Origin of the sequence: Teichococcus aerophilus (genome assembly GCF_014490485.1) — a bacterium.
GTDB classification, from domain to species: domain Bacteria; phylum Pseudomonadota; class Alphaproteobacteria; order Acetobacterales; family Acetobacteraceae; genus Pseudoroseomonas; species Pseudoroseomonas aerophila.
The window spans coordinates 1-21,215 of record NZ_JACTVA010000064.1; the positions used below are offsets into that span (position 1 = coordinate 1).

A 21,215-nucleotide genomic window follows, 5' to 3' on the forward strand; every position below is an offset into this window, starting at 1 on the left:
GCTGCCGGGGTGCCGGGGCGCTGCGTGGGCGTGGCGGCGGGCGCACGGTTCTGCGTGGCGGGCGGGCGCTGGGGTTGCTGGTTCTGCAGGCGTGGCGGCAGGGACAGCGTCTGGCCTTGCGGCGGCGTGGGGGCGGCGGGTGCTGTGGCGCGCGGCGGAGTCGGCGGCGCCAGGGTGGAGCGCGGCGGCTGCAGCGTCTGGCCGGGTGGCTGGGCGCCGCCCAGGTTGGATTGCGCCAGCGCCGCCCCTGCCAGCAGGGTCGGAACGAGAACAGCGAGCAGGGTGGAGGCGATCGGGCGGAGGCGTGGCATGGCGGGATCACGCGCAAAATGCGGGCGCCGGGTCAAGCCCTGCTGGCGATCGCTGCGCAAACCCAACAGCCGCGCCAGGCCGGCGGGCGCCCTCTCGGCCGGCACCTTCACAGCGCCAGCAACTGGCCGGTACCGACGGCGGCCAGGAAGGTGACGATGCCGGCGGTCTCCACCCCGGGGGCCAGGGCGTCGGCGGCGATGGCCTCGGCGCGCAGGCCGGCCTCGCAGGCGATGTGGCGGATGCCGAGTTCCAGCGCGGCTTCGCGCAGGGTGGCCAGGGTGGCGACGCCACGGCTCGCCAGTAGCGCCTCGCGCGGGTCGTCCAGCAACGGGGGGGTGCGCAGCAGCAGCTGGCAGCCCTGGTTGGTAGCGAACAGCACGACATCGCGGCCGATGGCGGCGGCGGCGGTGGCGGCGACCAGCGCGTAATGCGCGGCGTCATGCCCGCCGGAGCGCAACAGGATGCCGAGGGTGGGGGCCGGCGAGGCGGTGGCGCTCATGCGGGCAGGGCGCAAGTGGCTTGCTGCGTGCCGGCATGGGCGGAGAGGTCGGTGATGGCTGGGTGCGGGCCGCAGAGCGGGCAGGCGGGGTCGCGCTTCAGGGTGATGCTGCGGAAGCGGGTGTCCAGCGCGTCCCACAGCAGCAGGCGGCCGGCCATGGTCTCGCCGATGCCGAGGACTTCCTTCAGCACCTCGGTCGCCTGCAGCGTGCCCATGACGCCGGTGACGGAGCCGAGCACGCCGGCTTCCGAGCAACTCGGAACCAGGCCCGGCGGCGGCGGTTCCGGGTGCAGGCAGCGGTGGCAGGGGAACAGGCCGCCGGAGGGCGCGTGGACGTGGGACTTGAAGACGGAGAGCTGCCCCTCGAACCGCAGCACCGCGGCCGAGACCAGGGTGCGGCGCAGCAGGTGGCAGGCATCGCCCAGCAGGAAGCGGGTGGCGAAGTTGTCGGTGCCGTCGCACACCAGGTCGTAGCGCGGCAGCAGTTCCGCCGCCGCCGCCGCGTCCATGCGGCGGGCGTGGATGTCGACGCGGATTTCCGGGTTCAGGCGGCGCAGGGTCTCGGCCAGGCTGTCCGCCTTGTTGCGGCCGAGGCGCCCGGTGTCGTGCGCCACCTGGCGTTGCAGGTTGGAGAGTTCCAGCCGGTCGTCGTCGATCAGGCCGATGGTGCCGATGCCGGCGCCGGCCAGGTACAGCGCCAGCGGCGAGCCGAGGCCGCCGGCCCCGACCACCAGGACCTTCGCCGCCCGCAGCCGCGCCTGCCCGATGGCGCCGACATCCTGCAGCAGGATGTGGCGGGAGTAGCGGTGCAGCTCGGCATCGGTGAAGTCGAGGTCCATGCGCCGCATATGGGCGCGCGCGGGCGCGGGCCGCAATGGCTGCCGGGCCGGGCGCGCGGCGGATTCTTGGCCCCCGATGCGGGAAATCGTTGCAATCAGCGTGGTTTTTTCGGTTTGCTGGTCTTTCGCGGAGCGCCCAGGCCCTCCGCCTGCCAGGTGCCGGGGCCAGCGTGTGCGTGTACCGCGCCCAAGCCTCGGGTTGCCCGGCATCGATCTGATCGTGTGATGCGACATCCGGCGATTTTGCCTAGCCGCCACGCGATTGCAGGAGAGGAGACAGGCGATGCGCCGACGTTCCCTGCTGGCAGCCGCGGGCCTCGCGGCATTTCCCGCCGTCGCGCGGGCGGAGGAGCCGGTCGATACGCTGCTGGTCCTGGCTGTCGATGTCTCCCGCTCCGTCGACGAGGACGAGGCGCGGCTGCAGCGGGAGGGCTACCGCAATGGCGTGACCGACCCGAAGGTGGTGGAGGCCATGCTGGGCGGCGTGCTGGGCAGTGTCGGCCTCGCCTATGTCGAATGGGCGGGATCGGAATACCAGCGGCTGGTGCTGCCGTGGCGGCGCATCGCCAGCCGGCGGGACGCGCAGGCCTGGGCTGAGGCGCTGGCGGAGGCGCCGCGCCAGTCGCTCTCCTGGACCTCGATCTCCGGCGCGCTGGAATTCAGCGGCACGGTGCTGGAGCAGGCGCCGTTCGAGGGGACGCGGCAGGTGATCGATGTCTCGGGCGACGGGGTGAACAATTCCGGGCCGCCGCCGGAGGCGGTGCGGGACCGCTTGGTGGCGCACGGGGTGGTGATCAACGGCCTGCCCATCGTCAATGACCGGCCGAGTTTCGGGCGGATGCCGGCCATGCCGTTGGACCAGTATTACCGCGAGTCGGTGATCGGCGGTGAGGGCGCGTTCATGGTGGTGGCGGACGACTTCGAGAGCTTCGGCGTGGCGGTGCGGCGCAAGCTGATCCGGGAGATCGCGTGAGAAGATTCGACGAGCGGAAATTAGTTTCGTTATCGTACTTATTGTCGCGGAAAGTTGTTTGCGTACCGTAATGGCTTAATTGACTCGATCTTGGCCGCACTGCCCTGCTGGCGCACCGGTGCCTGACGCCGGCGACAGGAGGTTAAAATGTCCATGCAAAAACGCATGGCGGCGGAGTTCCTGGGCACGTTCTGGCTCACCTTCGGTGGCTGCGGCGCCGCCGTGCTGGCGGCCGCTTTCCCGGCACTGGGTATCGGGTTTACCGGCGTGGCGCTGGCCTTCGGCCTGACGGTGTTGACGATGGCCTATGCTGTCGGGCCGATCTCCGGCGCGCATTTCAATCCGGCGGTCACGGTGGGGTTGTGGGCGGGCGGGCGCGTGCCATCGGCCTTCATCGTCCCCTATGTCATTTCCCAGGTGGCGGGTGCCATCGTCGCGGCGGGGGTGCTGTATCTCATCGCCACGGGCAAGCCGGGATTCGAGATGGCGGGCTTCGCTTCCAACGGCTACGGCCCGCTCAGCCCGGGCCAGTACAGCCTGACGGCGGCGCTGACGATCGAGGTAGTGGCGACCTTCTTCTTCCTGGTGATCATCATGGGGGCCACGGCGCCGGGCGCGCCGGGCGGCTTCGCGCCCATCGCCATCGGCCTGGCGCTGACGCTGATCCACCTGATCTCGATTCCCGTCACCAACACCTCGGTGAACCCGGCGCGCAGCACGGGGCCGGCGATCTTCGCGGGCGGTGCGTATCTGGGGCAGTTGTGGCTGTTCTGGCTGGCGCCGCTGATCGGCGCGCTGGTGGGCGGCGTGATTGCCCGGGCGCTGGGCGATGCGCCATCCTCCGCCGACAAGCCGCATATCGCGGCGGCCGAGGCGGGCGACTGAGGCGCGGTCAGAGAGGCGCGGCGCACCTGGCCGACGCGGCGGGCGGGGGCTGACGGCGGCCGAGAGGTAAAGGTCGGGGACGCGTCTCCGGCTCACGAACCGGTCGTGCGGAAGCGGCGAGGGGGCCGCAGGGCCGGGCCGGCAAGGGCCGGCGCGCCGGGGACACCGCATTCGGCCGCCAGGCCGTGGGGAAGGGGGCAGGCGAGGCACCGCCTGCCCCCTTCCTTGCTCCGGCGGCACCGGGCCGACGGAGGCGCCCACACCGGGTGAGCGAGGGATCGTGGCCCGGGTCGTGTCCTCCGGCGTGAGTGGCCGGAGGCGACGCGCTGTTTAGCGCTCGACGTCTTCCACCGAGATGCCGAACACGGCGAGGCCCTCGGAGAGCAGGTCCCCGGCCATTTCCATCTGCAGCAAATACTCGGCGGTGCTCAGGCCGGCGCCACGCTCCTTCGCCAGGGCGATGGCTTCGTCCCACTGCTCGGCCTCGTAATCGCCACGGCCGGTCCAGGCCAGGGCCACCAGGGCGGCCTGCTCGTCCTCGTTCAGCTCCTCGATGAAGGCGGCAAGGGTGTCCTCGTCGAAATCATCCTCGCCTTCCTCCGGGCCTTCGTCGTCCGGGTCGATCGCGTCGTCATCCTCGTCCTGCTGGATCGCGCGGATATGGTCCACCACGGTGGCCACCGTCTCCAGGCTGATCCCCAGGTCGAATTCGTCGTCGTCGGTGCTGTCGCTCATGCGGCTGCCCTCCTCATCCTAGCGCGGCATTCCCCCCCAACACGGAAGGGCGCCTTCGGCTTCACCTCACGGCAAAGATACCACGCCGCCGAGAACAACGCGCCCTGTGCCGAGTTGATAAGGTCATGAGCCCGTCGTCCTTCCCCCAGATGGCGGCTGCGATCTTTGCCACGGTCTTGGCGACGACGCCGCCCACCGTCAGCCCCGCCCCCCAGGCTGCCCCCGAGCAGGCTGCGATCTCCCCCCGAGTCGCGCCTCTCCAGCTTGTGGAAGCCCCCATCATCACGGACGCCCCCGCCGCACCGGCGGCAGGTCCCACCGCGCAGCTAGACCCGGACACGCCGGGCTGCGCCGAGGTCGGCCTGGCCGGCCGGCTGCCGCGGCACCGGCAAGTGGCCGCCCGCCGCACCGCGCCGCCGGCACCGGACATGGAATCGGCCGCCGGCCAGGCGTGGTTCGAGCCGAAGCCGCAGGTGGTGCAGCCGGGCATGGTGAATCCGCTGCGCATGGCCCACGGCATGCGCCCTGCCATGCACCAGTGCGTGGTTGACCGGTTCGACCCTTCGGATACGCTGCATACGCGCGGTATCGTCTACCACCTGTAGCGTGCCGCCAGCCGCCCGGCAGGGCTGCCCTGCAGCCTCCGCCGGGGTCGGATGTCGTTAAGGCTCGCTTTTTTTCTGGCGAACCCCTATCTGTGCGCCGCACAACAAGCCGCCCGGCCGCTCCCGCCCGGCCCCGCCACACCTCTGGTGGCTGGGGCGTCGGGTCATATGCGCAGGCGGCGCAGCCCCGGGGACTGCCCGCCTAATGGAATTGCGCAACGTTGCCATCATCGCTCACGTCGACCATGGCAAGACTACGCTGGTCGATAACCTGCTGAAGCAGGCTGGGGCCTTCCGCCCCAACCAGGCTGTGGCCGAGCGCGCCATGGACCGTAACGACCTGGAGCGTGAGCGCGGCATCACGATTCTCGCCAAGTCCACCGCTGTCGAGTGGAAGGGCGTCAAGATCAACATCGTCGACACGCCGGGCCACGCCGATTTCGGCGGCGAGGTGGAGCGCATCCTCTCGATGGTCGATGGCGCGATCGTGCTGTGCGACGCCGCCGAAGGCCCGCTGCCGCAGACGAAGTTCGTGCTGACCAAGGCGCTCGCCCGTGGCCTGAAGCCGATCGTCGTCATCAACAAGATCGACCGCCAGGACGCCCGCGCCGACGAGGTGCACAACGAGGTGTTCGACCTGTTCGCGGCGCTGGGCGCCACGGACGAGCAGCTCGACTTCCACACGATGTTCGCTTCCGGCCGCCAGGGCTGGGCCGACCTGACGATCGACGGTCCCCGCAAGGACCTGTCGCCGATGTTCGACCTGATCCTGAGCCACGTGCCGGCGCCGACGGTGGAGGCCGACAAGCCCTTCGCCATGAACGCGACGATCCTGGAGGCCGACCCGTTCCTGGGCCGCATCCTGACCGGGCGCATCGAGCAGGGCACCGCCCGCACCAACATGCCGGTGCGCGTGCTGCGCCAGGATGGCTCGGTCGTCGAGACGGGCCGCCTGACCAAGCTGATGACCTTCTCCGGCCTGGACCGCGTGCCGGTGGACGAAGTGCAGGCAGGCGACATCTGCGCCATCGCCGGCCTGTCCGATGCCACGATCCCCGACACCATCGCTTCCCCGGAAGTGACGGAGCCGCTGCACGCGATCCCCATCGATCCGCCGACCCTGTCCATGACCTTCCGCATCAATGACGGCCCTCTGGGCGGTCGTGAGGGCAAGAAGGTCACGTCGCGCCAGATCCGCGACCGCCTGTTCAAGGAGACGGAGGGCAACGTCGCCATCCGCGTGAAGGTCTCCGAGGAAGTGGACGCCTTCGAGGTGGCCGGCCGCGGCGAATTGCAGCTGGGCGTGCTGATCGAGCAGATGCGCCGCGAGGGCTTCGAGCTGACCATCGGCCGCCCGCGCGTGCTGACGCAGGTGAACCCGGAGACGGGCGAGCGCGAAGAGCCGTACGAGGAAGCCGTCATCGACGTCGATGAGGAATACTCGGGCGTCGTCGTGGAGAAGATGTCGATCCGCAAGGGCATGATGCAGGACATGCGTCCGTCCGGCGGTGGTAAGGTCCGCCTGACCTTCCACATCCCTTCCCGCGGCCTGATCGGCTACCACGGCGAGTTCATGACGGACACGCGTGGCACCGGCATGATGAACCGCATCTTCCTCAGCTATCAGCCCTGGGCCGGCCCGATCGAAGGCCGAGTGAAGGGTTCGCTGATCTCCAACTCCGACGGTGAGGCAGTGCAGTACTCGCTGTTCTCGCTGCAGGAGCGCGGGACGCTGTTCGTCGATCCGGGCGCCAAGGTCTATGTCGGCCTGATCCTGGGCGAGCATTCGCGCGAGAACGATCTCGACGTGAACCCGATCCGCGAGAAGAAGCTGACCAACATCCGCGCCGCCGGCAAGGATGAGGCCCTGCTGCTGATCCCGCCCCGCCGGATGAGCCTGGAGCAGGCGATCGCCTATATCGAGGAAGACGAGCTGGTGGAGGTGACGCCGACGGCCGTCCGCCTGCGCAAGCGCTACCTCGACCCGCATGAGCGCAAGAAGCACTCCCGCCGCGGCGACAGCGAAGCGGCGTGATGAACTGAAATGGGGCGGCCGGGGTGACCTGGCCGCCCTTTTTCTTTGCCTTTGGTGCTTTGCGTGGCCAGGCCAGGGGCGCTGCCCCTGGACCCCGCTGGGGTGGCAGGGCCACCCCAGACCCCGCCATTTGTTGGAGCTCCTGGATAGCCGGGTGGTCTCGAGCGGCGGTGGGCTGACGGTTCGACGGGCGTGCTGTCTCAGCCGCTGCAACTGGCCGAGGCTTTTTCCAGCACAGCCTGGTGTCCTTGTCTGGTCACTGAGGCGGGAATTTCTTCTCGGCTGGGCTCACGGTGCAGCCGTCAGAGCGCGATTAAATCATTATTTTAACGACGTTTTCCTAAATAACCTCTCCGTCCGGCCTAACCCTGAATGGGTTTCCAAAGGCCTCAGGCCTTTGGCGGGGAGAGTTGGAGAGGGGCAGCGCCCCTCTCAAGAACACGCGAAAAGCCCTGGAAGATCAATTCAGCCGCTGGCGCAGTTCAACGGCGAGGGCGCGGGCGCGTTCGGCCGCTTCGCCTTCCGGGGTCAGGGCCAGGAAGTGTTCCAGGCAGGCCAGGGCGGCGCCGATGCGGTCCAGCCGCTGGTTCATGATGGCGGCGTCGCGCCACATCTGGGCCTCGCGCGGGGCAAGGCGGAGGATGTCCTCGGTGCAGGCCAGGGCGCCGGGCATGTCGCCAGCGCGCAGGCGGCGGAGCTTCAGGTTGTTCTGCAGGCGCAGCAGGACCGGGCGCTTGCCGATGGCGGCCAGCAGGCCGGGGCGCAACTCGGCCTGCTCACCTTCGAACTGCTTCAGCAGGGACCGCAGGGCGGGGGCTTCCAGCACCAGGCCGCCATGGAAGGGGTCCACCACCACCATGCCGCGCGCGCCGGCGATGCCGAGCAGGAAGTGGCCGGGGAAGTCCAGCCCATGGGCTTCCCACCCGGCGGCCTCGGCGGCGTGCAGCCAGAGCAGGCCGAGGGCAACGGGCAGGCCCCGCCGGCGTTCGGTGACGCGGATCAGGTTGGCGTTGGCGGGGTCGTCATAGCTGTCCTGGTCCCCGGCATAGCCGAAATGGCCGTGCAGCAGGGTGCCTAGTACGGCGGCCCGGCGGGCAGGGTCCCCGGCATCGGCCTCGGGGTCGGCCATGGCCATGGCGACGGCCTGGCGGACGAGCTCGGACAGGTGGGTGGCGGCGGCGGCGGCATCGGCCTCCGGCGCGTCGATGCGGGCGAATTGCAGGGCGACGGCGGCCAGGTCCAGCTCGGCATCCGGCAATTGCCCGGCGGCGTCCAGCGCCGCGCGCGCCTCGGCCGCTGTGAAGGAAGCATCCATGCTTGAATGGATGGCAGCGCGGAGGGGGCGCTTCAAGCCCCCTGCCGGCTTTACCCCTTTGCCGCGAGCATGGGGCCCAGCGGCTGGCCGCCGAAGATATGCACGTGGAAGTGCGGTACTTCCTGCCCGGCATCGTGGCCCATGTTGGTCAACACGCGGAAGCCGGCGTCTTCCAGCCCCAGCTTGCGGGCCGTCTCGGCCACCGCGTGCCAGAAGCCGGAGATCTCGGCCGGGCTGGCCTTGCGGGAGAAATCGGCCACCGAGACATAGGGGCCCTTCGGGATCACCAGCACGTGCACTGGCGCCTGGGGGGCGATGTCGTGGAAGGCCAGGGCGAAGTCGTCCTCCAGCACCTTCCGGGCCGGAATCTCGCCACGCAGGATGCGGGCGAAGATGTTGCCTTCGTCGTAGGGGGCGAGGCCGGAGACGGGCATGGCGCGGGTTCCTTCGCTGGCTGCGGCTCGGGGTAGTGGCGTTGCTTTGCCCGGCCCTGGCGCCGCCAAGGCCGGGCAGGGGCTCAGGGTAGCTTGGTGGTCTGGGCGGCGCGGATGATGCCCTTGGGGCGGGCGGCCTTCTCGGCGATGCCGGAAATGCCCTGGCGCCGGGCCAGTTCCGCCCAGACTTCCTCCGGCCGGATGCCGGCATCCACCCACACCACCAGCAAGTGGTAGAGCACGTCGGCGCTTTCCAGCACCGTTTCCTGGCGGTTGCCCAGCGTCGCCTCGATCACGCACTCCACCGCTTCCTCGCCCAGCTTCTGCGCCACCTTGGCGGTGCCACGGGCGAGCAGGCGGGCGGAGTGGGAGATGGTGGCATCGCCGGCAAGGCGGCGGCTCTCGATCGTCTCCCACAAATGGTCCAGCACCTCGGCGCGGGAATCGGTGGGTACTTCCAGCGGCAGCAGGTGGCGGGCCTCGGCCTTGCGCAGCGCCTTGGTGGGCTTGGCCTTGCCGAGCGGCCGGGGCAGTGCGGTCGGCAGGGGCAGGCCCGCCTTCTTGGCCACGACTTTCTTGGGTGCGGTCTTCTTCGCCACGGCCTTGGTGGCGGCGGCAGCCTTGGCCGGGGCTTTCTTCTTGCTGTCTTTGGCCATGCTCAGGCGACTTTCACAGGAGAGGGGAGCGGGCGGCCGGCGATAGGGCGGACCGGCAGGCCGGCGGCGGCGAGGGCGGCCTTGGCATCCGCGATCCGCATCTCGCCATAGTGGAACACGCTGGCGGCCAGCAGCCCGGTGGCGCCGGCCAGCGCGCCGTCGATGAAGTGCTGCACGGTGCCGACGCCGCCGGAGGCGACGAGCGGCAGCCGCACCGCCTGGCGCATGGCACGCAGCAGGTCCAGGTCGAAGCCGGACTTGGTGCCGTCCCGGTCCATCGAGGTCACGAGCAATTCGCCGGCGCCGAGGGCGGCAACCTGCTTTGCCCATTCCAGCGCGTCGATGCCGGTGCCTTTGCGGCCGCCATGGGTGAAGACTTCCCAGCGGCCCGGCGCGACCTGCCGTGCGTCGATGGCGACGACGATGGCCTGGCTGCCGAAGGCTTCCGCCGCGCGGCGTACCAGGTCAGGATCGTTGACGGCGGCGGAGTTGATGCTGGCCTTGTCCGCGCCCGCCAGCAGCAGCTTGCGCACGTCCTCCACGCTGCGCACGCCGCCGCCCACGGTCAGCGGGATGAAGACCTCGGCGGCGGTGCGGGAGACGACGTCGTAGATGGTGTCGCGGTTCTCATGTGTCGCGCCGATATCGAGGAAGGTGATCTCGTCGGCCCCCTCGCGGTCGTAGGTGCGGGCCTGTTCCACCGGGTCCCCCGCATCGCGCAGGGAAACGAAGTTGACGCCCTTCACGACGCGGCCGTCCTTCACATCCAGGCAGGGGATGACGCGCAGTGCGAGCATGGGGGTGTGAGGGCCTCTGGGCTGTGGGGACTGTAATAATAGGCGATGCGCCGCCCGGCGTTCCAGGTCAAGGGTTCTGCCGCCCCGCGCGCCGCGCCGCCGGAGGAAATGGCGTGGCGCGGCGCCCCTGGCTGAAATTCACGGGGCGGCGGCGTGGTGCGCATCTCTGAGGTCCGGCGTGGCAGAGGGCGGCGTCCTTCCGTGGCGCACCCTGGATGAATCGAAACCGCAACAGGCGCCGGCGCGGCGGGCCTGCGTGGATGCGCCTGGCCCTTTCTGAACTCGGGAAGACGCCGGGGGTTCCGGCGCGGCCCGGCGGCGCTGGCGTGGCCGATTCGTTTGCGGTGTCATCGGAACGTCGCCGATCCGTCATTCAACGGCAGCACCCGGCGTCTAAGCCCCGGCCGCGTCGAGAGGATGGGGTTCGGGGAATGGCGGCACGCCGCAATGTACTGTTGATCGTGGTGGACCAGTGGCGGGCGGATTTCATGCCGGTGCTGGGCGCCGACTTCCTGCGCCTGCCGAATCTGGACCGGCTGTGCGCCGAGGGCGTGACCTTCCGCAACCACGTGACCACCGCCGTGCCCTGCGGCCCCGCCCGGGCCAGCCTGCTGACCGGCCTGTACCTGATGAACCACCGCGCCGTGCAGAACACGGTGCCGCTGGACAGCCGGCACATGAACCTGGCGAAGGCGCTGCGCCGCGTCGGCTACGACCCCGCGCTGATCGGCTACACCACCACCACGCCGGACCCGCGCGCGACCGGGGAGCGCGACCCGCGCTTCGCCATGCTGGGCGACCTGATGGAAGGTTTTCGGAGTGTCGGGGCGTTCGAGCCGGACATGGATGGGTATTTCGGCTGGCTGGCGCAGAAAGGTTACGCGCTGCCCGATAAGCGCGAGAACATCTGGCTGCCGGAGGGCGAGGATTCCGAGCCCGGCGCCACCGCCAAGCCCTGCCGGATTCCGAAGGAGCTCTCGGACAGCGCCTACTTCACCGAGCGGGCGCTGACCTACCTGAAGGGCAAGGGCGAGAAGCCCTGGTTCCTGCACCTGGGCTACTGGCGGCCGCACCCGCCCTTCGTCGCCTGCGCGCCCTACAACACCACCTACCGGCCGGAGGACATGCCGGCGCTGAAGCGGGCGCCGACGCCGGCCGAGGAGGGCAGCCAGCACCCGATGCTGGATTTCTACCTGCGCAGCATCGACCAGGGCTCGTTCTTCAAGGGTGCCACGGGTGCTGGCGCCTCGATGGACGAGGCCGAGATCCGGCAGATGCGCGCCACCTATTGCGGCCTGATGCAGGAGATCGACGACTGCCTGGGCGAGGTGTTCGCCTATCTCGACGAGACGAAGCAGTGGGACGACACCATGATCGTCTTCACCAGCGACCATGGCGAGCAACTCGGCGACCACCACCTGCTGGGCAAGCTGGGGTATTTCGACGAGAGCTTCCGCATCCCGTTGGTGGTGAAGAACCCCGATGCGGCGGCGCGCGCCGGCACCATCGAGAGCGCGCTGACCGAGAGCGTGGACGTGATGCCGACCATCCTGGACTGGCTGGGCGGGGAGGCACCGCGCAACAGCGACGGCCGTTCCCTGCTGCCGGTGGTGGAAGGCAACACGCCGGCCGATTGGCGGGAGTTCCTGCACTACGAATACGATTTCCGCGATGTGCACTACAGCCAGCCGGAGCGCGAGCTGGGCCTGCACATGGATGAGAGCAGCCTGACCGTGGTGCAGGACGACAACTACAAATACGTCCACTTCGCCGCGCTGCCGCCGCTGTTCTTCGACCTGAACGCGGACCCGGACCAGTTCCGCAACCTGGCGGACGAGCCCGAATATGCCGCGCTGGTGCGCGACTACGCGCAGAAGGCGCTGTCCCACCGGCTGAAGCATGCCGAGCGGACGCTGACGCATTTCCGTTCCACGCCGCGCGGCCTGGAACAACGCTGATGACATCGGAGAAGAGCATGAACCTGACCCGTCGTGGGGCCTTCGGCCTCGTCGCCAGTGGGGCCGCCAGCAGCCTGATCCTGCCGCGCTTCGCGCTGGCGCAGGCCGACAACCGCCCCAGCATCACCATCGCCGTACAGAAGATCAGCAACAGCAACACGCTGGAAGTGCTGCGCGAGCAGTCCAATGTGGGCGAGCGGGTGTTCTTCTCCTCCCTGTGGGAAGGGCTGATCGGCCGCGACTGGATGGGCGAGCTGAAGGCGGTGCCGGAACTGGCGACCGAGTGGACGCGCATCTCCGACAGCGTCATCGAGCTGAAGCTGCGCCAGGGCGTGAAGTTCCACAACGGTGACGAGATGACGGCGGAGGACGTGGTCTTCTCCTTCGGCTCCGCCCGCATGTTCGGCGATACGCTGCCGGTGGCGCAGGGCCGCACCATCCAGGTGCGCGGCGAAGGCATTCCGACCCGCGCGGGCCGCGACCTGCCGGCGGAAGTGCCCGCCGTGGCGCGCCGTTCCTGGCCGGCGCTGGAGCGGGTGGAGGCGGTGGACAAGTACACGGTGCGCTTCCACAACGCGACGCCGGACGTGACGCTGGAAGGCCGCCTTTCCCGCTACGGCAGCCAGATCATCAGCCGCCGCGCCTACGTCGAGGCCGAGACCTGGTTCGATTGGGCGCGCAAGCCTGTTACCACCGGCCCTTACAAGGTTGCCGAGTTCCGCCCGGACCAGTCCCTGACCCTGGTGGCGCATGACGAATACTGGGGTGGCCGGCCGCCGGTGAAGCAGATCCGCTTCGTCGAGGTGCCGGAGGTCTCCGCGCGCATCAACATGCTGAAGACGGGCGAGGCGCAGTTCGCCTGCGACATCCCGCCCGACCAGATCGGTGGCATCGAGGCCGACCGCAAGTTCGAGGTGCAGGGCGGCACCATCCTGAACCACCGCCTGACGGTGTTCGACAAGAACCACCCGCAGCTGGTGGATGCGCGCGTCCGCCGCGCCATGACGCATTCGATCGACCGCGACGCGATCGTGGAAAGCCTGTGGTCCAACCGCACGGAGGTGCCGAAGGGCCTGCAGTGGCCGTATTACGACGACATGTTCATCGCCGACTGGTCCGTGCCGAAATTCGACCAGGCCGAGGCGCGCCGCCTGCTGAAGGAAGCCGGCTACAAGGGTGACCCGATCCCGTACCGCCTGCTGAACAACTACTACACCAACCAGACGCCGACGGCGCAGGTGCTGGTGGAGATGTGGAACCAGGTCGGCCTGAACGTGCAGATCGAGATGAAGGAGAACTGGTCCCAGATCCTCGAGCGCAGCCCGACCCGCGCGGTGCGCGACTGGTCCAACAGCGCGCCGTTCAACGATCCGGTCTCGTCCCTGGTCAGCCAGCATGGGCCCAACGGCCAGCAGCAGCAGGTGGGCGAGTGGAGCAATGACGAGATGAACCGCCTCTCCGTCGAGCTGGAGACCGGGACGGACCGCGCCCGCCGCAAGGTGGTGTTCCGCCGCATGCTGGAAATCGCCGAACGCGAGGACCCCGCCTACACCGTGCTGCACCAGAACGCGACCTTCACCGCCAAGCGCCGGGACATCGCCTGGAAGGCCTCGCCCGCCTTCGCGATGGATTTCCGCCGCGGCAACTGGGGCGGGTGATCGCCATGGCTCCGCTTGTCTCCATGCGCGGCCTCGCGGTCGATTTCGATGGCGTGCCGGCGTTGCGCGGCCTCTCCCTCGACATCCATCCCGGGGAAGCGCTGGGGATGGTGGGGGAATCCGGCTGCGGCAAGTCCGTCACCTGGCTGGCCGCGCTGGGGCTGCTGCCCGCCAAGGCGCGCATTTCCGGTAGCGTGAAGCTGGGGGGGACCGAACTGGTCGGTGCCCCCACGGCGACGCTGGAGGGGGTGCGCGGACGGAAGGTGGCGATGATCTTCCAGGACCCGGCCAGCGCGCTGAACCCGGTGCACCGCGTCGGCAAGCAGGTGGAGGAGGCGCTGCGCCTGCACCGCGGCCTGCGCGGCGGCGCAGCGCGGGCGGAGGCGCGGCGGCTGTTCGACCAGGTCGGCATCCCCGATGCCGGCCGGCGGCTGGATGCCTGGCCGCACGAGCTCTCCGGCGGGCAGAACCAGCGAGTCATGATTGCCATGGCGCTGGCCGGCCAGCCGGAACTACTGGTGGCGGATGAGCCGACCACGGCGCTGGACGTGACCATCCAGGCGCAGATCCTGGAGTTGCTGGACGCGATCCGGCGCGAGCAGAACATGGCGCTGGTGCTGATCAGCCACGATCTGGGCGTCGTTGCCGAGACCTGCGACCGGGTGCTGGTGATGTATACCGGCCGGGTGGTGGAGCAGGCGCCGGCACGGGCGTTGTTCGATGCCCCGGCCCACCCTTATGCGTGCGGCCTGCTGGCGGCGCTGCCGCCGCTGGAAGGACCGCGCGAGCGGTTGGTGGCCATTCCCGGCCAGGTGCCGGACCCGGCGCGCATGCCGCCCGGCTGCGCCTTCGCGCCGCGCTGCCCGCAGGCGGGGCCGGATTGCGATGCCGGCGTGCCGCCCTCCCATGTGCTGGAGCCCGGGCGCGTGGTGGCGTGCCTGCGCCCGGCCTATGCGCCGCGCCCGCGCGAATACGCGCTGTGATATATCCGATGGAAAGGTGGGCCCGCGCATGACGGCACCCCTGCTGCGCGCCGAAGGCCTCGTGCGCGCCTACGAATCCCGCCAGGGCCTGTTCGGCCGCGTGACGCCGGTGCGGGCGCTGGACGGTGTCTCGCTCGATCTCCGCAAGGGCGAGACGCTGGGGCTGGTCGGTGAATCCGGCTGCGGCAAGTCCACCACCGGGCGGCTGGTGCTGGGGCTGGAGGCACCGGACGAAGGCCATGTGGTGTTCGATGGCGCGCCGATGCCCGCCGCCGGCACGCCGGAGTGGCGCCGGCTGCGCGCCCGCATGCAGATGATCCACCAGGACCCGCTGGGAGCGCTGGACCGCCGGCTGCCGATCGGCGCCCAGGTGGAGGAGCCGCTGATCATCCACGGCCGGGGCGACCGCGCCGCGCGCGTGGCGGCGCTGCTCGACGAAGTGGGGCTGCGGGCCGAACACGCTGCGCGCTACCCGCACGAGCTTTCCGGCGGCCAGCGGCAGCGCGCGGTGATCGCCCGCGCCCTGGCCACCGACCCGGAGCTGATCGTCGCCGACGAGCCGATCAGCGCGCTGGATGTCTCGATCCAGGCGCAGGTGATGAACGTGCTGGCGGAGGCGCAGGCGCGGCATGGGCTGGCGCTGCTGTTCGTCAGCCACGATCTGCGCGTGGTGCGGCAGGTCAGCCACCGCGTGGCGGTGATGTATCTCGGCCGCATCGTCGAGGAGGGGGAGCCGGACGCGGTGTTGCGCGATCCGGCGCATTTCTACACGCGGGCGCTGGTCTCGGCCATTCCGCACCCGTCGCGGCGGGATGCCAAGCGCATCGTGCTGAAGGGAGACCCGCCGAGCCCGGCGGCGCGGCCCGGCGGCTGCGCCTTCCACCCGCGCTGCGCCGCCGCCATCCCCGCCTGCGCGCAGGTGGTGCCGGAGCTGGTGCAGCGCCCGGATGGCCGCAAGGTGGCCTGCCACCTGGCGCATGGCGAGACCGCCATCACGAAAAGGGCTGCCTGATGCTCCGCTTTCTCTCGATCCGGCTGTTGCGGGCGGCGCTGACCATCGGGCTGGTGGTGACCTTCGCCTTCATCGTTTTGCGCATGTCAGGCGACCCGGCGCTGCTGATCATGTCGGCCGACGCGCCGCCGGAAGCGGTGGCGGCATTCCGCAAGGCCTGGGGGCTCGATGAGCCGCTATGGAACCAGTATCTCAGTTATTTCGGCGCCATCCTGCATGGTGATCTCGGCCAGTCCATGCGCGACGGCCGCCCGGCGATCCAGTTGGTGGCGGAGCGGATTCCCGCCACGCTGGCGCTGACGGTGCCGGCGCTGATCATGAAGATCGGCATCGGCATCCCCGCCGGCATCTTCGCGGCGCTGCACCGCAATTCCTTCCTGGACCGCGCGGTGATGATCACCGCCGTCGCCGGCTTCACCGTGCCGTCCTTCGTGCTGGGCCTGCTGCTGGTGCTGGTGTTCGCGGTGCAACTGGGCTGGCTGCCTTCCGGCGGGCAGGAAGGGTGGCGGCACGCCATCCTGCCGATCATCACCATGGGCGCCGGCGGTGCCGCGGTGCTGGCACGCTTCACCCGCAGCGCCATGCTGGAAGTGCTGGGACAGCCTTATATCCGCACCGCCAGCGCCAAGGGTGTCAGCTGGCGCGCGGTGGTGCGCCACCATGCGCTGCCGAATGCCGCCATCCCCACTGTCACCATCGTCGGCTTCATGGTCGGCAGCCTGCTGGCGGGCGCGGTGGTGGTGGAGAGCGTGTTCTCCTGGCCCGGCGTCGGCCGCCTGCTCGTGGTGGCGGTGGCCAACCGGGACCTGGCAGTGGTGCAGTGCATCCTGCTTCTGGTCGCAGCCACGATGGTCACGGCCAATATCGTCGTCGACCTGCTCTATGGTTTCCTCGATCCGCGCCTGCGGTCTGGCGTGAAGGCGTAACGGCATGAGCATCGCCCTTTCCCCCGCCGTACCGGTCGGCACCACCACCCGCAAGCGGGCCGGCATGCCGCCGATGGTGGTGTTCGCGCTGTGCTGGATCGTCGCCATGCTGGTGGTGGCGGCCGCGGTGCAGTGGCTCTCGCCCTATTCCTACACGGCGCTGGACCTGCGCGCCCGGCTGCAGCCACCCGTCTTCATGGGCGGCAGCTGGCGCCACGTCCTCGGCACCGATGAGCTGGGGCGGGACGTGCTGGCGCGCCTCCTCTACTCCATCCGCCTCAGCCTGCTCATCGCCTTCGGCGCCACGCTGATCGGTGCGGCGGTGGGCACGCTGCTGGGCTTCCTGGCGGCGCATCTGCGCGGCTTCGTCGAGCAGGTAGTGCTGGCACTGGCGGACTTCCAGGCCAGCATGCCCTTCCTGATCCTCGCCCTGTCCGTGCTGGCCTTCTTCGGCTCCAGCCTGACGCTGCTGGTCTGCCTGCTGGGTCTGCACGGGTGGGAACGCTATGCCCGCATCTCCCGCGGCCTGGCCATCAGCGCCGGGGCGCAAGGCTACGCGGCGGCGGTGAAGCAACTCGGGGCCTCGCCCTGGCGCGTCTATGGCCGCCATGTGCTGCCGAACATCGCCTCCACCCTCATCGTCTCGATGACGCTGGCCTTCCCGGAAATCATCCTGCTGGAAAGCGGGCTGTCCTTCCTGGGCCTCGGCGTGCAGCCGCCGGAAACCTCCCTTGGCAACATGGTGGGCTACGGGCGGGAGTACCTGACGCGCGCGCCGTGGATCCTGCTCTCACCCGCCAGCATCATCGTGCTGACGACGCTGTCCGTCTCGATGCTGGGCGATTGGCTGCGGGACAGGCTGGACCCGACGCTGCGCTGAACATCGGACGCGATGGGGAAAGGAAGGTCGGGGAAGGAATTCCCCGAACCCCTTCTTTTTTCTTCGAGTTTCGTTGGCTTCGAGTTTGAGTGTGGATCTACTGAATATTAAAATGGAACAGTGCTGACTGACACACGCTCGCCTGGGATTTGGTGCGCGACAGTGGCAGGTCGAAGCCATCGACGAACCGTCGCGCGATCAAGACATGCAGGGGCGCGTTCAACGTCCAGATCTGCGGAATGCCAAGCAGCCCCGACGTCGCCGTATCTGTTCCGGCAAAACTCGCAAAAAGAAAGAAGGGGCCCGGGGAATTCTTTCCCCGGCCTTCTCCGTCGCCTTCAAAAGCTCACCTCCCAAACGCAGCAGCGCACGGGTACCACCATAACGGCGACGCCCATGCGCTAAACGCTACGAGTACGTCCAGCCGGCCGGGCTGGCGGCGCGTCAGTGGCTGCTGTCGGTCCAGCCTTCGCGGCGCAGGGCGCTCTGGAACTTCACCGCCATCAGGGGCGGCTGGGCGGGCTTCCTGGTGTCGCCGGGCGCGCGGAGCAGGGCGGCCTGGCGGGCGGCTTCCTGTGCACCCAGGCGGTTGATAGCGGTCTGGTCCTGCTGGGAGAGGCGGGCGAAGGGGGCGATGAACATGGCGGTCTCCCGGATCGTTGGTGTTGCGGTGTTCGTAGTTTTTCAACAACCCAGGCGCGTCATCGTTGCGTAACGAGAAATTGCGGCGTGTCGCCTACTGCATGCCACCGCGGGCGGAAACCGGCCACAGGCACTCCACGCGGCCGCCGCGCACGCCGACATACCAGTCGTAACGGTCGACGGTCGGGTCGCAATGGCCGGGGACCAAGCGCAGCTTCTCGCCCAGCTTGGGAGCCGCACCGTCCCGCACCGCCAGCTGGCCGTGCTCGTCCGAGGCGCCGGTATAGTCCAGGCCGGGGCGCTGCCAGGGCTTGGGGAAGCCGGAATCGGTGGGCACCGCCTTGTGGCCGGCATCCAGCACCGCGAAGCCCGCCCGCGCCGTGCTCATCACCTGGGAAAGCACGAACAGCGCGTGGCGGAAGGGCGGCGCGTCCTCGTTGGCGGCGTAGTCCGCATCCATGAAGGCGTAGGAGCCGGCCTGGATCTCGGTATAGACGCCGCTGGTGGCCTCATGCCGGAAGGTGCCGGTGCCACCGCCGCCGACGATACCGCATTCCAGCCCCTGCTGACGCAGTTGCTCCACCGTGCGGCGGGTATCTTCCACCGTCTGGGCGATGGTGGTGGCGCGCTGTTCCGGCGTGCGCTGGTGCTGGGCGCTGCCGTGATAGGCCTGCAGGCCACCGAAGATCAGGTGTGGGCTGGCGGCGATGCGCTGGGCGAGTGCCACCGCTTCCGGGCCGGGCGAGACACCGCAGCGATTGCCACTGACGCTGATCTCCACCAGCACGCGCAGCCGCTGCCCGGCCGCTTCCGCCGCTTGCTCGGCCATGGCGATGCCCTCCTCCCCATCCGCGCAGACGGCGATGTCGGCGATGCGGGAGAGTGCCAGCAGCCGCGCCAGCTTTCGAGGGGAGGCGACCTCGTTGCTGACCAGGATGTCCGGCACGCCGCCCCAGGCCAGCGCCTCGGCCTCCGCCACCTTCTGCACGCACTGGCCCACGGCGCCGCGCCGCATCTGCTGCAGGGCGATGACGGCGGATTTATGCGTCTTGGCATGGGCGCGCAGCTTGGCGCCGGTGGGGGCCAGGAAGGCCGCCATGGCGTCCAGGTTCGCCTCGAACGCATCCAGGTCCAGGATCAGGGCGGGGGTGTCGACCTCGTCCTCACGCATGCCGGGCTCGGCGGGGGGGTGCTGGGGCATGGGAGGTCTCCGGTCTGGGGTCGGAGCGATGCTAGGGCAGGGGGAGGCGTGTGCAAATCCACCCGCTCAGTTCGTGGCAGGGGGAGGAGAAGGCTGGGGGAATGAATTCCCCCAGGCCTCCTTCTTTTATCTTTTCGAGTTCGTAGCGGCGCTTGTTTGGATGTGGGCGGCGCGGGATCCATGACCGCGGCGACTGATGGTTCAGCCCGCGCGGCCTTTTGGATTGAATGTGGCTTCGCCAGCTGGCGCTACCGTCTGGCCCTTGGGCCAAAGACTCACAGGAAAAAGATGGAGGGCCGGGGGAATTCCTTCCCCCGGCCTACCCCTACGCGTCAGTGGCCGGCGTTCTCGCCGGAGAAATCCGGCGCCGCGAGGCCCGAGGCTTCGACCTGCTCGGCCAGCAGGGCCTTCAGGCGGTCCAGCCCTTCTTCCGTCTTGGCTTCCGCGCGGGCGACCAGCACGGCCTGGGTGTTGGAGGCACGCAGCAGCCACCAGCCGTCTTCCGTCAGCACGCGCACGCCATCCACATCGTCCACCTGCGCGCCGGAGGCGGCTAGGCGGGCCTTCACTTCCTGGATGACGCCGAACTTGCGCTCGTCCGGGCAGTCGAAGCGCAGCTCGGGGGTGTTGATCACCTTGGGCAGGGCGTCGCGCATCTGCGCCAGGGATTCGCTGGCGCGGGCGATGATGCCCAGCAGGCGGATGGCGGAGTAGGGGGCGTCGTCGAAGCCGTACCACTTGTCGTTGAAGAAGATGTGGCCGGACATCTCGCCCGCCAGCGGGGACTTGGTCTCCGCCATCTTCGCCTTGATCAGGCTGTGGCCGGTCTTCCACATCAGCGGCGTGCCGCCGGCCTTGGCCACTTCGTCGAACAGCACTTGGCTGGCCTTGACGTCGGCGATGATGGTGCCGCCGGGGTGGGCCTTCAGCACGTCCCGCGCCAGCACGACCAGCAACTGGTCGCCGAACAGCATGTTGCCTTCGCCATCCACGGCGCCGATGCGGTCGGCATCGCCATCGAAGGCGATGCCGAGATCGGCGCCCTGCTTCTTCACCTCGGCGATGATCTGCTCGAGGTTCTTCAGCACGGTGGGGTCGGGGTGGTGGTTGGGGAAGCGGCCGTCGATCTCACCGTTGATGACGGTGTGCTTGCCCGGCAGCTTGGCGACGAGGCGCTTGGTGATCTCGGCGCCCGAACCATTGCCCGGGTCCCACACCACGTTCAGCGCGCGGTCACCGCCGTCGTAGTCCTTCAGCATGCGGGCGATATAGGCGTCCGACACATCGACCTGGGTGGAGGAGCCGGAAGCCTCGGCCACCACGTCCCCGGCCGCGGCCATGCGGCCGATCTCCAGGATCTGGGCGCCGAAGAAGGGCTTCTTGCCCAGCATCATCTTGAAGCCGTTATAGTCCGGCGGGTTGTGGCTGCCGGTGACCATGACGGCGCCATCGGCCTTCAGCTCGTAGGAGGCGAAGTAGAGCATCGGCGTCGGGCCGCAGCCCACGCGCGCCACTTCCAGCCCGCAGGCGACGAGGCCGGCGACCAGTTGCTTCTCCAACTCGGGCGAGGAGAGGCGGCCGTCATAGCCGACGGCGACCTTCTTGCCGCCTTCCTTCACGACGATGCTGCCGAAGCAGCGGCCGATGGCGAAGGCATCAGCGCCGGACAGCGTCTTTCCAATGACGCCGCGGATGTCGTATTCGCGCAGCGAGGTGGGGTGGAAGTCGTGGCGGAAAGCAGTCATCCGGTGTTCCTTCGTTAGTCTCACACGTCGGTTTCTTGAGGCAGCTCGTCAGGGCCGGCCGATGGAGGCGTAGGTGAAGCCGGCTTCGCGCATCTGCGCCGGGTCCCACACGTTGCGCAGGTCGC

At 69.3% G+C, this 21,215-nt stretch carries 20 protein-coding genes and 1 pseudogene; 10 read left to right on the forward strand and 11 right to left on the reverse strand.

Annotated features, from left to right (window positions below):
* From IBL26_RS22555 to IBL26_RS22565, 3 genes and pseudogenes are all read right to left on the reverse strand, one after another.
* Positions 1–311, reverse strand: a pseudogene (locus IBL26_RS22555) (hypothetical protein); the annotation flags it as partial.
* Positions 312–418: 107 nt separating this feature from the next.
* Positions 419–811, reverse strand: coding sequence for a DsrE family protein (locus tag IBL26_RS22560; RefSeq protein WP_187786769.1), 393 nt, complete (start codon positions 809–811; stop codon positions 419–421).
* A complete protein-coding gene (locus IBL26_RS22565) occupies positions 808–1,659 on the reverse strand; it encodes a HesA/MoeB/ThiF family protein (RefSeq protein ID WP_408901970.1) in 852 nt (283 codons plus the stop codon). The genes IBL26_RS22560 and IBL26_RS22565 overlap by 4 nt, the downstream gene beginning before the upstream one ends.
* Positions 1,660–1,933: 274 nt before the next feature.
* On the opposite strand from IBL26_RS22565, the gene IBL26_RS22570 reads away from it, so the two are divergent.
* Together IBL26_RS22570 and aqpZ are read left to right on the forward strand one after the other, a co-directional pair.
* Entirely contained in the window at positions 1,934–2,623 is a 690-nt protein-coding gene (locus tag IBL26_RS22570; RefSeq protein WP_187786771.1) for a DUF1194 domain-containing protein, read from the forward strand.
* A gap of 147 nt (positions 2,624–2,770) precedes the next feature.
* Positions 2,771–3,508: an aquaporin Z gene (gene aqpZ, locus IBL26_RS22575; protein ID WP_206684292.1), complete on the forward strand. Its 738-nt coding sequence runs from the start codon at positions 2,771–2,773 to the stop codon at positions 3,506–3,508.
* Between the two features lie 330 nt (positions 3,509–3,838).
* Here the strand turns inward: aqpZ and IBL26_RS22580 are convergent, their stop codons facing one another.
* Positions 3,839–4,243: a DUF3775 domain-containing protein gene (locus IBL26_RS22580; RefSeq protein WP_187786772.1), complete on the reverse strand. Its 405-nt coding sequence runs from the start codon at positions 4,241–4,243 to the stop codon at positions 3,839–3,841.
* 125 nt (positions 4,244–4,368) lie between these two features.
* On the opposite strand from IBL26_RS22580, the gene IBL26_RS22585 reads away from it, so the two are divergent.
* Together IBL26_RS22585 and typA are read left to right on the forward strand one after the other, a co-directional pair.
* Positions 4,369–4,848 carry a hypothetical protein gene (locus IBL26_RS22585; RefSeq protein ID WP_187786773.1) on the forward strand — a complete coding sequence of 160 codons (480 nt, stop codon included), beginning with the start codon at positions 4,369–4,371 and terminating at the stop codon, positions 4,846–4,848.
* Positions 4,849–5,053: 205 nt separating this feature from the next.
* A complete protein-coding gene (gene typA, locus IBL26_RS22590; RefSeq protein ID WP_187786774.1) occupies positions 5,054–6,883 on the forward strand; it encodes a translational GTPase TypA in 1,830 nt (609 codons plus the stop codon).
* 460 nt (positions 6,884–7,343) lie between these two features.
* Here the strand turns inward: typA and IBL26_RS22595 are convergent, their stop codons facing one another.
* The 4 genes from IBL26_RS22595 to hisF all read right to left on the reverse strand — a co-directional run bounded on the left by IBL26_RS22595 (position 7,344) and on the right by hisF (position 10,085).
* Positions 7,344–8,198, reverse strand: a complete 855-nt coding sequence (locus tag IBL26_RS22595; protein WP_187786775.1) for a SirB1 family protein — start codon at positions 8,196–8,198, stop codon at positions 7,344–7,346.
* Between the two features lie 50 nt (positions 8,199–8,248).
* Positions 8,249–8,632 carry a histidine triad nucleotide-binding protein gene (locus IBL26_RS22600; protein ID WP_187786776.1) on the reverse strand — a complete coding sequence of 128 codons (384 nt, stop codon included), beginning with the start codon at positions 8,630–8,632 and terminating at the stop codon, positions 8,249–8,251.
* Positions 8,633–8,715: 83 nt separating this feature from the next.
* Entirely contained in the window at positions 8,716–9,288 is a 573-nt protein-coding gene (locus tag IBL26_RS22605; protein WP_187786777.1) for a phosphoribosyl-ATP diphosphatase, read from the reverse strand.
* Between the two features lie 2 nt (positions 9,289–9,290).
* Complete coding sequence (hisF, locus tag IBL26_RS22610; RefSeq protein ID WP_187786778.1) at positions 9,291–10,085, reverse strand: imidazole glycerol phosphate synthase subunit HisF; 795 nt, start codon at positions 10,083–10,085, stop codon at positions 9,291–9,293.
* A 431-nt stretch (positions 10,086–10,516) separates the two neighbouring features.
* Here hisF and pehA point away from each other — a divergent pair, with 431 nt between their 5' ends.
* The 6 genes from pehA to IBL26_RS22640 are packed head-to-tail and all read left to right on the forward strand — an operon-like array spanning position 10,517 to position 17,502.
* On the forward strand, positions 10,517–12,043 hold the full coding sequence (gene pehA, locus IBL26_RS22615; protein WP_187786779.1) for a phosphoric/sulfuric ester hydrolase PehA: 1,527 nt from the start codon (positions 10,517–10,519) through the stop codon (positions 12,041–12,043).
* 17 nt (positions 12,044–12,060) lie between these two features.
* Entirely contained in the window at positions 12,061–13,701 is a 1,641-nt protein-coding gene (locus IBL26_RS22620) for an ABC transporter substrate-binding protein (protein ID WP_187786780.1), read from the forward strand.
* A 5-nt stretch (positions 13,702–13,706) separates the two neighbouring features.
* Positions 13,707–14,684 carry an ABC transporter ATP-binding protein gene (locus IBL26_RS22625; protein ID WP_187786781.1) on the forward strand — a complete coding sequence of 326 codons (978 nt, stop codon included), beginning with the start codon at positions 13,707–13,709 and terminating at the stop codon, positions 14,682–14,684.
* A 28-nt stretch (positions 14,685–14,712) separates the two neighbouring features.
* Complete coding sequence (locus IBL26_RS22630; protein ID WP_187786782.1) at positions 14,713–15,696, forward strand: ABC transporter ATP-binding protein; 984 nt, start codon at positions 14,713–14,715, stop codon at positions 15,694–15,696.
* Complete coding sequence (locus tag IBL26_RS22635; RefSeq protein ID WP_187786783.1) at positions 15,696–16,622, forward strand: ABC transporter permease; 927 nt, start codon at positions 15,696–15,698, stop codon at positions 16,620–16,622. Before IBL26_RS22630 ends, IBL26_RS22635 begins: the two co-directional genes overlap by 1 nt.
* 4 nt (positions 16,623–16,626) lie before the next feature.
* Entirely contained in the window at positions 16,627–17,502 is an 876-nt protein-coding gene (locus IBL26_RS22640; protein WP_187786784.1) for an ABC transporter permease, read from the forward strand.
* A gap of 444 nt (positions 17,503–17,946) precedes the next feature.
* Here IBL26_RS22640 and IBL26_RS22645 read toward each other — a convergent pair whose 3' ends face one another.
* From IBL26_RS22645 to pgmG, 3 genes are all read right to left on the reverse strand, one after another.
* Entirely contained in the window at positions 17,947–18,144 is a 198-nt protein-coding gene (locus tag IBL26_RS22645) for a hypothetical protein (protein ID WP_187786785.1), read from the reverse strand.
* Positions 18,145–18,238: 94 nt separating this feature from the next.
* A complete protein-coding gene (locus tag IBL26_RS22650; protein ID WP_187786786.1) occupies positions 18,239–19,345 on the reverse strand; it encodes a DSD1 family PLP-dependent enzyme in 1,107 nt (368 codons plus the stop codon).
* A gap of 332 nt (positions 19,346–19,677) precedes the next feature.
* Positions 19,678–21,090 (reverse strand): phosphoglucomutase/phosphomannomutase PgmG, encoded by a 1,413-nt coding sequence (gene pgmG / locus IBL26_RS22655; protein ID WP_187786787.1) that lies wholly within the window; start codon positions 21,088–21,090, stop codon positions 19,678–19,680.
* Between the last annotated feature and the right edge of the window lie 125 nt (positions 21,091–21,215).

Bases quoted from the DNA above. Each gene is read 5' to 3' on its own strand.
- IBL26_RS22560 (WP_187786769.1), bottom strand. From the start codon at position 811: ATGAGCGCCACCGCCTCGCCGGCCCCCACCCTCGGCATCCTGTTGCGC.
- IBL26_RS22565 (WP_408901970.1), bottom strand. From the start codon at position 1,659: ATGCGGCGCATGGACCTCGACTTCACCGATGCCGAGCTGCACCGCTAC.
- IBL26_RS22570 (WP_187786771.1), top strand. From the start codon at position 1,934: ATGCGCCGACGTTCCCTGCTGGCAGCCGCGGGCCTCGCGGCATTTCCC.
- aqpZ (WP_206684292.1), top strand. From the start codon at position 2,771: ATGTCCATGCAAAAACGCATGGCGGCGGAGTTCCTGGGCACGTTCTGG.
- IBL26_RS22580 (WP_187786772.1), bottom strand. From the start codon at position 4,243: ATGAGCGACAGCACCGACGACGACGAATTCGACCTGGGGATCAGCCTG.
- IBL26_RS22585 (WP_187786773.1), top strand. From the start codon at position 4,369: ATGAGCCCGTCGTCCTTCCCCCAGATGGCGGCTGCGATCTTTGCCACG.
- typA (WP_187786774.1), top strand. From the start codon at position 5,054: ATGGAATTGCGCAACGTTGCCATCATCGCTCACGTCGACCATGGCAAG.
- IBL26_RS22595 (WP_187786775.1), bottom strand. From the start codon at position 8,198: ATGGATGCTTCCTTCACAGCGGCCGAGGCGCGCGCGGCGCTGGACGCC.
- IBL26_RS22600 (WP_187786776.1), bottom strand. From the start codon at position 8,632: ATGCCCGTCTCCGGCCTCGCCCCCTACGACGAAGGCAACATCTTCGCC.
- IBL26_RS22605 (WP_187786777.1), bottom strand. From the start codon at position 9,288: ATGGCCAAAGACAGCAAGAAGAAAGCCCCGGCCAAGGCTGCCGCCGCC.
- hisF (WP_187786778.1), bottom strand. From the start codon at position 10,085: ATGCTCGCACTGCGCGTCATCCCCTGCCTGGATGTGAAGGACGGCCGC.
- pehA (WP_187786779.1), top strand. From the start codon at position 10,517: ATGGCGGCACGCCGCAATGTACTGTTGATCGTGGTGGACCAGTGGCGG.
- IBL26_RS22620 (WP_187786780.1), top strand. From the start codon at position 12,061: ATGAACCTGACCCGTCGTGGGGCCTTCGGCCTCGTCGCCAGTGGGGCC.
- IBL26_RS22625 (WP_187786781.1), top strand. From the start codon at position 13,707: ATGGCTCCGCTTGTCTCCATGCGCGGCCTCGCGGTCGATTTCGATGGC.
- IBL26_RS22630 (WP_187786782.1), top strand. From the start codon at position 14,713: ATGACGGCACCCCTGCTGCGCGCCGAAGGCCTCGTGCGCGCCTACGAA.
- IBL26_RS22635 (WP_187786783.1), top strand. From the start codon at position 15,696: ATGCTCCGCTTTCTCTCGATCCGGCTGTTGCGGGCGGCGCTGACCATC.
- IBL26_RS22640 (WP_187786784.1), top strand. From the start codon at position 16,627: ATGAGCATCGCCCTTTCCCCCGCCGTACCGGTCGGCACCACCACCCGC.
- IBL26_RS22645 (WP_187786785.1), bottom strand. From the start codon at position 18,144: ATGTTCATCGCCCCCTTCGCCCGCCTCTCCCAGCAGGACCAGACCGCT.
- IBL26_RS22650 (WP_187786786.1), bottom strand. From the start codon at position 19,345: ATGCCCCAGCACCCCCCCGCCGAGCCCGGCATGCGTGAGGACGAGGTC.
- pgmG (WP_187786787.1), bottom strand. From the start codon at position 21,090: ATGACTGCTTTCCGCCACGACTTCCACCCCACCTCGCTGCGCGAATAC.